At 74.2% G+C, this 11806-nt stretch carries 10 protein-coding genes and 1 pseudogene; 7 read left to right on the forward strand and 4 right to left on the reverse strand.

Annotated elements, in window-relative coordinates; all coding sequences use genetic code 11:
* The 3 genes and pseudogenes from GU5_RS17565 to tsaD all read left to right on the forward strand — a co-directional run.
* A pseudogene (locus GU5_RS17565) lies at positions 1-246 on the forward strand (tRNA (adenosine(37)-N6)-threonylcarbamoyltransferase complex dimerization subunit type 1 TsaB); the annotation flags it as partial.
* Positions 243-761: a ribosomal protein S18-alanine N-acetyltransferase gene (gene rimI / locus GU5_RS0105650; protein WP_010524607.1), complete on the forward strand. Its 519-nt coding sequence runs from the start codon at positions 243-245 to the stop codon at positions 759-761. The pseudogene GU5_RS17565 and the gene rimI, both read left to right, overlap by 4 nt.
* Positions 762-770: 9 nt before the next feature.
* Positions 771-1907, forward strand: coding sequence for a tRNA (adenosine(37)-N6)-threonylcarbamoyltransferase complex transferase subunit TsaD (tsaD, locus tag GU5_RS0105655; RefSeq protein WP_010524608.1), 1137 nt, complete (start codon positions 771-773; stop codon positions 1905-1907).
* 38 nt (positions 1908-1945) lie between these two features.
* On the opposite strand, the gene GU5_RS0105660 is transcribed toward tsaD, so the two are convergent.
* A complete protein-coding gene (locus tag GU5_RS0105660; protein ID WP_010524609.1) occupies positions 1946-2842 on the reverse strand; it encodes a LysR family transcriptional regulator in 897 nt (298 codons plus the stop codon).
* A 243-nt stretch (positions 2843-3085) separates the two neighbouring features.
* On the opposite strand from GU5_RS0105660, the gene GU5_RS14215 reads away from it, so the two are divergent.
* Complete coding sequence (locus GU5_RS14215; RefSeq protein ID WP_010524611.1) at positions 3086-3955, forward strand: YeiH family protein; 870 nt, start codon at positions 3086-3088, stop codon at positions 3953-3955.
* A gap of 17 nt (positions 3956-3972) precedes the next feature.
* Here GU5_RS14215 and GU5_RS0105670 read toward each other — a convergent pair whose 3' ends face one another.
* Entirely contained in the window at positions 3973-5160 is a 1188-nt protein-coding gene (locus GU5_RS0105670) for a glutamate--cysteine ligase (protein ID WP_010524612.1), read from the reverse strand.
* Between the two features lie 178 nt (positions 5161-5338).
* Between GU5_RS0105670 and GU5_RS14220 the strand changes: the two genes are divergently transcribed.
* Positions 5339-7168, forward strand: coding sequence for a glycoside hydrolase family 3 N-terminal domain-containing protein (locus GU5_RS14220; RefSeq protein WP_010524613.1), 1830 nt, complete (start codon positions 5339-5341; stop codon positions 7166-7168).
* A 111-nt stretch (positions 7169-7279) separates the two neighbouring features.
* Here the strand turns inward: GU5_RS14220 and GU5_RS0105680 are convergent, their stop codons facing one another.
* Together GU5_RS0105680 and GU5_RS0105685 are read right to left on the reverse strand one after the other, a co-directional pair.
* The gene (locus GU5_RS0105680) at positions 7280-7726 is read right to left on the reverse strand and encodes a hypothetical protein (protein WP_010524614.1); all 447 of its coding nucleotides are present in this window, start codon (positions 7724-7726) and stop codon (positions 7280-7282) included.
* Positions 7727-8044: 318 nt separating this feature from the next.
* Positions 8045-9370 (reverse strand): hypothetical protein, encoded by a 1326-nt coding sequence (locus tag GU5_RS0105685; protein ID WP_010524615.1) that lies wholly within the window; start codon positions 9368-9370, stop codon positions 8045-8047.
* Between the two features lie 223 nt (positions 9371-9593).
* Here GU5_RS0105685 and GU5_RS0105695 point away from each other — a divergent pair, with 223 nt between their 5' ends.
* Positions 9594-10634 carry a siderophore ABC transporter substrate-binding protein gene (locus GU5_RS0105695; RefSeq protein WP_010524616.1) on the forward strand — a complete coding sequence of 347 codons (1041 nt, stop codon included), beginning with the start codon at positions 9594-9596 and terminating at the stop codon, positions 10632-10634.
* On the forward strand, positions 10631-11710 hold the full coding sequence (locus GU5_RS0105700) for an iron chelate uptake ABC transporter family permease subunit (protein WP_010524617.1): 1080 nt from the start codon (positions 10631-10633) through the stop codon (positions 11708-11710). Before GU5_RS0105695 ends, GU5_RS0105700 begins: the two co-directional genes overlap by 4 nt.
* The last annotated feature ends 96 nt before the right edge of the window (positions 11711-11806 follow it).

An 11806-nucleotide genomic window follows, 5' to 3' on the forward strand; every position in this document is an offset into this window, starting at 1 on the left:
GGCCCGGCCTCCGACCCGGCCGCCCGCGGCCTCGGCGAGCTGCCCGCCGTCGGCCGCGGCGTCTCGCTCTATCCCGAGGACCTGACGCCGGCGCCCGGCCTGCCCGAGGAGGCGGCCCGCTGGACCGCCGACGCCGCCGAGCTGGGCCAGCTGGCCGCCGCCGGCGCCCTGCTGCGCGATCCGCTGCCGCTGTACCTGCGCGAGTCCGACGCGGTGGCGCCGGCGGCGCGGAAGGCGGTCTCATGAGCGCCGCCGACGACGAGCACGCCGCCCCGGCCGTCCGCGCGATGACCGACGCCGACGTCGCCGCCGTCCTGGCGCTGGAGCGGCGGCTCTTCCCGCACGACGCCTGGCCGGAGTCCTTCTTCCGCGAGGAGCTCGCCGAGGTCGCCTCCGGCACTCGGCAGTACTGGGTCGCCGTCGCCGCCGACGGCGCGGTGATCGGCTACGCCGGGCTGATGTGCGTGCTGCCGCTGGCCGATGTGCAGACTCTGGCAGTGGCCCCAGAGGCCCAGGGCCGCGGGCTGGGCACGCGGCTGCTGCGGCTGCTGGTCGACGCCGCCGCCGCGCGCCGCGCCGACCAGGTGCTGCTCGAAGTCCGGTCCGACAACCCCGGGGCCCAGGCGCTCTATGCGCGCGAGGGCTTCGCCGCCATCCACACCCGTCCGCGCTACTACCCCGACGGAGCGGACGCGCTGATCATGCAGAAGCCGCTGCGCGATCTCGACGCCCCGACGTCGGCCTCGAGGCTGAGGAGCTGAGGAGCTGAGATGACCACTGCTGCCACCGACGAGACGTCCGGCGCCGCCGGCGGACCCGAGGCCCCGCTGGTGCTCGGCATCGAGACCTCCTGCGACGAGACCGGCGTGGGCATCGTCCGCGGGACCGAGCTGCTGGCCAACGCGGTCTCCTCCTCGATGGAGGAGCATGTGCGCTTCGGCGGGGTCATCCCGGAGATCGCCGCCCGCGCCCATCTGGAGGCCTTCCTGCCCACGCTGCGCCGGGCGCTGGAGACCGCCGGGGTGGAGCTCGACGACGTCGACGCCGTCGCCGTCACCGCCGGGCCCGGGCTCGCCGGGGCGCTGATGGTCGGCGTCTCGGCGGCCAAGGGCCTGGCGCTGGCAGCCGACAAGCCGCTCTACGGGGTCAACCATCTGGTCGCCCACGTCGGCGTCGGGCTGCTGGAGGGCCGGGACGGCGCCGGCCATGACGAGGCCGCCTCGACGCTGCCGCCGCGGACCGGCGCGCTGCTGGTCTCCGGCGGGCACACCGAGATCCTGCGGGTGGGCTCGCTGACCGACGACGTCGAGCTGCTCGGCGCCACGATCGACGACGCCGCCGGCGAGGCCTATGACAAGGTGGCCCGGCTGCTCGGCCTGGGATACCCGGGCGGGCCGGCCATCGACCGGGCGGCCGCCGACGGCGATCCGACGGCCTTCCGCTTCCCGCGGGCGCTGACCATGCCGAAGTTCGTCGGCACCGCCGCCGAGCCCGGGAAGCACCGGCACGACTGGTCCTTCTCCGGGCTGAAGACCGCCGTGGCCCGGGCGGTGGAGCAGTTCGAGGCCGCCGGCCGCGAGGTGCCGACCGCCGACATCGCCGCGAGCTTCCAGGAGGCGGTGGTCGATGTACTGACGGCCAAGGCCGTCCGCGCGGCGCGCGAGCATGACCTGACCACGCTGCTGCTCGGCGGGGGAGTCGCCGCCAACCGCCGGCTGCGCGAGCTGCTGGGGCAGCGCTGCGCGGCCGCCGGCATCGAGCTGCGCATCCCGCCGGTGAGCCTGTGCACCGACAACGGGGCGATGGTCGCCGCCCTGGGCGCGCAGCTGGTCGCCGCCGGAGCGGCGCCCTCGGCGCTGGACATCGGGGCGGACTCCTCCCAGCCGGTGGAGCGCATCAGCGTCTGAGCCGTCGCGTCCGCCCGGCACGGGTGGCTTCGGGCCGCTCATCCGGCCTCGGCGACCTCCAGGAGCCGGGCCGCGGCTCCGGCCGGGCGCCGCGGTCCGTTCCAGACGGCGGTCAGCGGTCGCCGCACCGGAGCACCGGCCAGCGGCACGCGGAGCAGCTCGCCGGAGCGCAGCTGGTCCTGCACCGCCAGGGCGCTGAGCACCGCCGGTCCGGCGCCCGAGCGCACTGCGATGCGCACGGCCGCGTTGCTCCGCAGGATCTGGGCGGGGGCGGTCATGCCGCGTGCTCCGACGACCACCTCCAGCGCCTCCCGGGTGCCGGAGCCGTCCTCGCGGACGACCAGCGGGGTGGCGACCAGCTTGTCCAGCGTCACCGGGGCCGAGCGCTCGGCCCACGGGTGGTCCGGGGCGATGACCAGGACCAGCTCGTCGTCGCGGACGGTGCGCGCGTGCAGGTCCCCGGGCAGGTGCGGCGTCTCGACGAACCCCAGCGGAAGCCTCCCCTCGCGCACGCCCGCGAGCACGGCCGCGGAGTTCTGCACGCTCGGGTCCACCGAGATCTGTGGGGCGCGACGGCGCAGCGCGGCCAGCCATGCGGGCATCAGATGCTCGGCGATGGTCATGCTCGCGCCGACGCGCAGCGCGGCCACATCGCCCTGCTGCTCGATGGTGCGCCGCCAGTCCATGAACGTCTCGGCGGCGTCGAGCAGCGTGCGCGCCTGCGCGACGCAGCGCAGACCGGTCTCGGTGGGGCGCGCACCGTGCGGGTGCCGGTCGATCAGCCGCGCGCCGACCTGGGACTCCAACCGGGCGATGAGCCGGCTGGCATTGGGCTGATGCAGTCCGCGGCGACGCGCCCCGGCTCCCAGGCTGCCCTCGTCGACGACGGCGACGAACAGCGCGAGCGCGGGGAGATCGGGGAGGTCGTCGGTCATATCAGGATCATATGCCCCGGTGCCGATCGGCCGTCTACCGGAGACCACGGCCGGCTGGCAGAGTGCTCAGCATGACCACTGCCGCGCCGTCGCCCCGGGCCGCCGATACCGGCAGTGGCCGGACCTCGAGGAGCGGCCGGATCCCGGGGATCCTCCTCGGCGGCGCCGTCGCGGTGCTCGCCGCCGCGTGCGGCCCGCTGCTGCCGGGCGTGAGTCCGCTCATCCTCGCCATCGGTCGCCGGCGTGGTCCTGGCCAACACCGCCGGTCCGCCGGCGGCGGCCGGGCCGGGGCTGACGTTCTGCTCGCAGACGCTGCTGCGCGTCGGCATCGTGCTGCTGGGCCTGCAGATCGTCCTCGGCGACGTCCTCGCCCTGGGGACGGGGACGTCGGCGGTGCTGGTCGCCGTCGTCGTCTGCGGGCTCCTCGGGACGCTGCTGATCGGCCGGGCGCTGCGGCTGCCGCCGACGCTGACCCTGCTGGTCGCCTGCGGGTTCTCGATCTGCGGCGCGGCGGCGGTGGGGGCGGCCGCCGGGGTGGCGGACCCGCGGAGGGAGCGCGACCAGGACGTGGTCACCGCTGTGGCCCTGGTGGTGCTGTGCGGCACACTGATGATCCCGCTGCTGCCGCTGGCGGCCGCGCAGGTCGGGCTCGACGCCGCCGACGCCGGGCTGTGGGCAGGCGCCGCGGTCCACGAGGTCGCCCACGTGGTCGCCGTCGGGGCGGTGCTCGGCGGCGATGCGCCGGAGACGGCCGTGGTGGCCAAGCTCGCCCGGGTGCTGATGCTCGCGCCGGTCGTCGCCGTGCTCGGCCTGCATCTGCGCCGCCGCGGGGCCGCCCCGTCCGAGGGGCGACGCCCGCCGATCGTGCCGCCCTTCGTCCTCGGATTCCTGGCGGCGGTCGTGCTGCGGTCCCTCGCCCCGCCGCCGGAGGCAGTTCTCGACGTCGCCGCGGCGGCGCAGACGCTGCTGCTCGCCGCGGCGATGTTCGCCCTGGGCTGCGGGGTGCGGCTGCGCGCGCTGGCCGCCGTGGGACCGCGGCCGCTGATCCTCGCGGGGCTGTCGACGCTGCTCGTCGCCGTCGTCGCCCTGGGCGGGGTGCTGCTGGTCGGCTGAGGGACGCCGCCCGAGGCTCAGAGCCCCAGCGCGCCGTCGGGGCGGCGGCGCAGCGTCCCCTCGATCGAGGCCCGGGTCAGCGCCGCCGAGTCCACCACCACCGGGTGCAGATCGCCGGCGTGGGCCGCGGCGACCTCGCGCTGGCGCTGGTACCCGGCGCCGTCGCGCATCATCTGCTCGACCAAGCCGAGCTCGTCGGCGCAGCCGAGCTGCGCGGCCACCGGTTCCAGCCGGTTCAGCTCGCGCATCAGATGGTCGGTGACCAGCTCCTCATCGCCTGCGGCATTGAGGATGATGATCGCGTCGAGGCCGTAGCGGGCCGCCCGCCACTTGTTCTCCTGCGTGTGCCAGGGGGGCATCGTCGGGACCGTCCGGCCCTGCTCGACGTCGCGGACGATGGAGTGGACCAGGCACTGGGTGAGCGCGGCGACGCCGGCGATGTGCTCCAGCGTGGCCAGTCCGTCGCAGACGCGCATCTCGACCGTCCCCAGCCGCGGCACCGGCCGGATGTCCCAGCGGACCTCGGAGACGTCGTCGATCACCCCGGTGTGGGTCATGTCCTCGACGCAGCGCTCGAAGCCCGACCACTCGTCGAACTGGAAGGGCAGCCCGGCGGTGGGCAGCTGCTGGAACATCAGCGCCCGCTGCGAGGCGTAGCCGGTGTCCTCGCCGGACCAGTACGGCGAGGAGGCCGAGAGCGCCTGGAAATGCGGGTAATAGTTCAGCAGCCCGTCGACGGCGGGCATCGCCTGGCGGCGGTCGGTCAGCCCGACGTGCACGTGGACGCCGTAGATGACCATCTGCCGGCCCCACCACTGGGTGCGGCGGATCAGCTCGGCGTAGCGCTCCTTGTCGGTGACCGGCTGCTCGCGCGGCGGGGCGAAGGGGTGCGAGCCCTGCGAGTAGAGCTCGACGCCGAGCGGGTCGCAGTGCCGCTGGACGCCCCGGGCCGTCTCGCGCAGCGAGGAGATGCCCTCGTCGACGGTGTCGCAGACGTCGGTGATGACCTCGACGGTGTTGGTCAGCAGCTCGCGCTTCACGTAGGGGTGGTCGTCCTCCGGCCCCAGGCTCGGCATGTCGTCGTGGCAGGCGGTGAGGACGTGGTCGGCCACCGAGCGCAGATCCCCGGTCTCGCGGTCGACGAGGGCCAGTTCCCACTCCAGGCCCAGGGTCGAGCGCTCGGACGGGGCGAAGGGCAGGTCCACGGGCAGCTCCTCGGCGGGTCGGGCCGCGGGTCGGCGAGGTCGGGGACCGGACGGTGCGGCGGGTTCGGCAGCGGTGCGGCGACGGCGCCGGCGGGTGTGCAGGCTCTCACGATACCGGCCCCGCCGCGATCCCCGGCGACGGCGCCGCGACCGGGCTCGGCTCGTTACAGTGGTCGGCATGACGCATACCTTCCTGCGCCGCCGCGCGGCCGCCGTCGGGCTGGCGATGTCCCTGCTGCTGGCCGGCTGCGCGGTCGACGACGGCGGCTCGGGTCCGACGGGCTCGTCGGACGCGACGGCCGGAGACGGCGGGTCCGACCAGGGGCTCAGCGCCGAGCAGCGCCGCGAGGAGCGTCGTCGTGAGGCCGGGCAGGAGCGCGACCAGGCGCTGGCCGGACCCTCGGAGGAGCACCGCGAGCAGGCCGAGGAGCTGGTCTCCGGGATGAACGCGGAGGAGCGGGCCGGGCAGGTGCTCGTCGGCCAGTACGACGGCGTCGACGCCTCGACGATGGCCGAGCAGATCGAGCGGCTGCACCTGGCCGGGGCCATCGTGATGCCGCCGAACGTGCCGACCGGAGCCGACGGCGGCGTCGACGTCGAGGCGCTGAGCGGACAGCTGGAGCGGCTGCGGGCCGCGACCGACGACGAGGTCCCCGGCATCGTCGCCGTCGACCAGGAGGGCGGACTGGTCACCCGGGTCGGGGAGCCGCTGACCGAATGGCCGACGCCGATGGCCTATGGAGCCGCTGCCGCCGGCGACGGGCTCGAAGGCGACGCGGGCGACGGGTCCGGGGACGGCGGGAGCCCGGCGGACGGCACCGAGCTCGCCGTCGCCGGCCACCGGGCGATGGCCGCGGATCTGGCCGAGCTGGGCTTCACCATGGACTTCGCGCCGATCGCCGACGTCACCGTCGGGCCGGCCGATCCGACCATCGGAGCGCGGTCGTTCAGCACGGACCCGCAGCTGGCCGGCGAGCTGGCGCTGGCGGCGACCCGCGGCCTGGCCGAGGGCGGTCTGGCCGGATCGCTGAAGCACTTCCCCGGGCACGGGTCGGTGACGGAGGACTCGCATGTGGCGCTGCCCCGGCAGGACGCCTCCCTGGAGCAGCTGCGGCAGCGGGACTGGACGCCCTTCGCCCGCGGGATCGAGGCCGGTGTGCCGATGGTGATGATGGGCCACCTCGACGTGCCCGCCCTGGAGGAGGGCGTGCCGACGTCATTGTCCTCGGCCGCCTACCAGGAGGTCCGCGACATGGGCCACGACGGGGTGATCGTCACCGACGCGCTGAACATGGGCGCGATCGTCGACGGCTACGGACCCGCCCGCGCGCCGGTGCTGGCGCTGCAGGCCGGGGCGGATCTGCTGCTGATGCCCTCGGACGTCGCCACCGCCCATGCGGCGGTCGTCGACGCCGTGGACTCCGGCGAGGTGTCGGAGGATCGACTGAGGCAGGCGGCCGAGCGGGTGGTCGCGCTGCAGCTCTGGCGGCAGGACCTGGCCGACGGCGAGCTCGCCGCCGGGCCGGGTGTGGAGACTCCGGAGGTGCTCTCCGAGGAGGACGCGGGCGGCTCCGACCACTCGGGCACGGACTCTGCTGATTCCCTCGATTCCGCGGACGTCGCGGGCGAGCTGGCCGAGGAGTCGGCCACACTGGTCTCCGGCACCTGCGGGGAGGATCTCACCGGTCAGGGGATCCGGATCCTCGGCGGCACCGCGACGGACCGGGCGCGTCTGGCCGCAGCGGCCTGGGACGCCGGGATTCCGACAGGGCAGGGGACGACCGTCCAGCTGTTCGGCGGGTCGCGGGGATCCGCGGGCGGCGACGTCGCCGTCGCGCTGGACCGTCCCGCCGCGCTGGCGGACTCCGACGCCGAGACCCGCATCGCCCTCTACGGACGGACCGAGGAGTCCTTCGCCGCGCTGGTCGAGGTGCTCGCCGGCGCCGAGGCTCCCGGTCGCCTGCCGGCCGAGGTCGGCGAGCTGGACGTCGGCGACGGCGGCTGCTGACTGCGCAGCTCCCTCCGGGCGATGACTCCGTGGGACGCGTGGGAATGCCGCCGCTTTCCCACACCTTCCACGGAGTCATCGTGAGGGGCGGGGCCCGAGCGCGAGGCGGGATCAGTCCAGCGGCATCTCGATCGGCGCGAGGCTGCTGTCGATGTCGTCGGGGACGGTGAAGCGGACGGTCTCGGCGTCTCCGGTGCTCTCGCCGGCAACGAGCCAGGGGGTCACCGCCGTCATCCCCTCGGGCACCTCCTCGACCTCCATGGCGTCCGGGACGAGGAACGCCAGGACACGCTCCTCCGGCCCGCTGTGCCCGAGCCATACGCCGCGACGGGAGAAGTCCGCCGGTGCGAGGCAGGTCCTGGCGGTCGAGGTGTCCTGCAGGCCGATGACCAGACAGATCGCGCCGTCGTCGTTCTGGACCGCCCAGAACTTCGCATGGTCGCTCGCCCCGAGGAAGCGCGAGGTCTCTCCGGCGAGCTCGTCGCTCCTGCGGTCGTCGGGCTGCCCGGCGACCGTCGGCAGCGCATCCTCGGGCCGCTGCTCCGCGGCGAAGGTCACCAGCAGGTCCTCCGTGCTCTGCGGGGATGACGGGGCGTCCGTGCAGGAGGTCAGAGCGAGCGCCAGGGTGCCGAGGACGGCGGGGCCGGCGGCACGCGCGGGGCGACGGCGAGCCGGTCGGCGCAGAGCCGCGGTGTCAGGTGCAGGTGTTGTCGGTCGCATGTGCGTTCAGGATATGTGCAGGTGCGGTGGGCCACAAGATGGAGCGGGGTTCCGTGCGGGTCCCCGGCGATGACTCCGCGGAACGGGGCGGAATACGCGCGCTTTCCCGCGCTTTCCACGGACTCATCGAGCGGCGGGGCATCGCGGGCGGGGGCCTCAGCGGCGGGGGAGCGGGTCGACGACGGCGACGACGCGGTCCTCGCCGAGACGGGTGATCACCAGCGTGGCCGCCGCGCCGTCGCGCTTCTTCTTCCCGCCCAGCAGCTGCGTGCGCAGCTGCTCGGGCACGACGTCGACGCCGCGCTTCTTGATCTCCAGCCGACCCACGCCGTGCTCGGCGACCCAGCGCTTGAGCCGCTTGACCGAGAAGTCCAGCACCTCGACGACGCGATGCGCCCGCACGGTCGCGGTGGAGGCGGCGGCCTCCGCGTCCTCGGCGTCGACGCAGAAATAGGCGATGTGCTCGTCCAGCATCCTTCCGCGCAGCTGATCGGCGAGGTCGGCGACCAGGCCGGCGCGGATCACCGCACCGTCGGGCTCGCAGAGCATTCCGGTCAGCCCCGCCCGGCCGGCGACGCGGGGCTCCGGCGCCTCGTCGAAGTCCTCGCCGCTGGTCAGCTCCTCGACGGCGAGGCTCGCCTCGTCCGTCCCGGCGTCGCCCCCTGCCGTGCGCAGCACTGTCGCCGCGCGGCGCACGCCGGGGCGGGCCAGCGCGTTGAACCACAGCACCACTTCGACGACCTGACCGTCGACGCTGACCCATTCGGCCTCGCAGTCGGACGGGATGAGCTCGTGCGGCAGGCCCGGGCCGAGCTTCACGCCCAGCGGCACGCCGGTCGCGGCCAGCTCGGTGACCAGACTCAGCGGCGGGGAGAAGGTCTCGGGGTTCCAGAGGCGCTTCGTGCGGCCGCCGGCGGAGCGTCCGGCGTCGACGTCGCGGCGGGCCGGGTCCAGCCACAGCCCCCAGCCCAGGGCCGCGGCCCGGCCGGGCTCGGCCAGCTGATGGGCGGCGACGAAGTCCTCGGCGGCGGTGTGCTCCACCCGAGCCTCGGGGAAGGCGGCGAGGTTCATCGTCGCCGCCGCGGCGGTGGTCTCGTCGGCCTCGACGCCGACGACGTCCAGCCCCAGAGCCGCGGCGGCCATGGCGTCGGCGCCCAGCCCGCAGCCCAGATCGGCCACCGAGGTGACCCCGGCCTCGCGGAAGCGGCGGGCGTGGCGGGCGGCGACGGGCAGGCGGGTGGACTGCTGCAGGCCGTCGTCGGTGAACAGCATCCGCTCGGCGAAGCCCCCGAATTTGGCCCGGGCGTCGCGGCGCAGCCGCGACTGGGTCAGCGCGGCGGCGACCAGCCCGGCGTCGTGGCCGGCGTCGCGCAGCCGCTGGTTCAGCGCCATGGAGGCGGCGTCGTCGTAGGCCGGCAGGGAGTTCAGCAGCTCCCACCCCTCGGGCGTGAGCACGGGGGCCAGCGGGGAGGTCTCGGTCATCGCGTTCCACCCTAGCGCGGGGCGAGGCTCAGGGGGCAGGGCGGAATGTCGCGTCATATTCGAGACGTCCGGAGGTGCATATGAATATGCTCTTATGGTGTTAGGTGAGGCTAAGCTCGTCGAGGTCGTCGGCGCACCCAGGGGCGACGTCGACGGCGCCGGATCCGCTCCGGCAGGTCTCCGCCCGACGCATCCGCCCATCACTCGTTCCTCAGGAGGACCCGTGCACTTCACCCGCGCATCCCGCAGCGCCGTCCCGGCCGCCGTCGGTCTGCTGGCTCTCACCGCCTGCTCCGGCCAGGCCTCGGCCGACGACCCCGAGACCGGATCCGCCGGATCCTCGTCAGCCGCCGAGGCGACGACCGTCGAGGTCACCGACAACCACGGCACCTACGAGGTCGACCAGGACTACGAGTCGGTCATCGCCACCGACAACCGCTCCTTCCGCGTCCTGGAGGAGTTCGGCGTCGAGCTGTCGGCGGCCCCGCGCCAGCTGATGGCCGACGAGGTGTCCTACAAGGACGACGAGTCGATCCTCGACATGGGGCTGCACCGCGAGCCCGACCTCGAGCAGGTCGTCGCCGCCCAGCCGGACCTGATCATCAACGGCCAGCGCTTCGCCCAGCACCGCGAGGACCTCGCCGAGCTCGCCCCGGACGCCACGCTGCTCGAGTTCGACCCGCGCGACGGCGAGCCCTTCGACCAGGAGCTGATCCGTCAGGTCGAGGCGCTGGGCACCGTCTTCGGCCAGGAGGAGGCCGCCGCCGGGCTCGTCGAGGACTTCCAAGCCCAGATCGACCGCGCGACGGAGGCCTACGACGGCGAGTCGTCGGTGATGGGGCTGCTGACCTCCGGCGGCGACATCTCCTACGTCGCCCCGACCACCGGCCGCGCCATCGGTCCGGTCTTCGACATCCTCGGACTGGAGCCGGCTCTGGAGCAGGAGGGCGAGGACGAGTCCCACGGCGACGACATCTCGGTGGAGGCCATCGCCGCCGCGGAGCCGGAATGGCTGCTGGTGCTCGACCGCGACGCGCAGATCGCCGCCGGCGAGGACGACTACACCCCGGCCGCCGAGCTCATCGAGGAGTCCGAGGCGCTGCAGGACGTCCCGGCGGTGGAGAACGACCAGATCGTCCACCTGCCGGCGAACTTCTACACCACCGAGGACGTCCAGGCCTACACGGAGTTCTTCTCCGACTTCGCCGACGCGCTGGAGTCCGCCGGCGAGGGTGCTGACGAGTCGGAGGAGTCCGACCAGTGAGTCGGCCCTCCGTCGAGACGGCCCGTCCGCCGTCGTCCGTCGCCGCGGCTCCCCGCGACGCCGACGACGCCGGGCGGGCCGTCGCCCGTCGTCCGGCCGGCTCCCGGCCGACCGGACTGCGGCGGCTCGGCGGCCGGTGGTTCCTGCTCGGCGTCGCCGTCACGCTGGTGCTGCTGGGATTCTCCGTGGCCGTCGGCCAGTACGACGCCTTCAGCGCCGACGGCTTCTGGATGGTCGGCATCACCCGCATCCCGCGGACGATCGGGCTGATCCTCGCCGGCGCCTCGATGGCGATGTGCGGGCTGATCATGCAGCTGCTCACGCAGAACCGCTTCGTCGAGCCCACCACCACCGGCACCACCGAGTGGGCCGGACTCGGCCTGCTGCTGGTGATGATCGTCGCCCCGCAGGCCAGCCTGACGGTGAAGATGCTCGGCGCGACGACGATGGCCTTCCTCGGGACCATGGTCTTCTTCCTCTTCCTGCGTCGGGTCTCGCTGCGGTCCTCGCTGGTGGTGCCGATCATCGGTCTCATGCTCGGCGCCGTCGTCGGGTCCATCTCCACCTATCTGGCGCTGATGACCGACATGCTCCAGACGCTGGGGATCTGGTTCGCCGGCTCCTTCACCTCGGTGATCCGCGGCCAGTACGAGGTCCTCTGGATCGTGCTGGTCGTGGCCGTGCTCATCTTCTTCGTCGCCGACCAGTTCACCGTCGCCGGACTGGGGAAGGAGACGGCGACCTCGGTCGGGCTGAACCACGGCGCCGTGGTGCTGCTGGGCACCGCGATGGTCGCCGTCGCGACGGGAGTGACCGCCACGGTGGTCGGCACCCTGCCCTTCCTCGGACTGGTGGTGCCGAACCTGGTCTCGATGATCCGCGGCGACGACCTGCGCTCGAACCTGCCCTGGGTCTGCCTGGCCGGCATCAGCGTGGTCACCGCCTGCGATCTGCTGGGCCGCACGGTCCGCGCGCCCTTCGAGGTCCCGGTCGGCCTGGTGCTCGGCCTGGTCGGCTCGGTCGTGTTCGTGGTGCTGCTGCTGGTGCAGCGGCGGAGAGGGGTGATCAGCACATGAGTCCGCAATCCTCGCCGGCCTCGCCCGCGACGGCTCCCGCGGCGCGGCGCCTCGTGCCCGAGACGTCCGACGACGCCGCCGACGGGGTCGTCGACG

Source organism: Nesterenkonia sp. F (assembly GCF_000220985.1).
In the GTDB taxonomy this organism is placed as follows: domain Bacteria; phylum Actinomycetota; class Actinomycetes; order Actinomycetales; family Micrococcaceae; genus Nesterenkonia.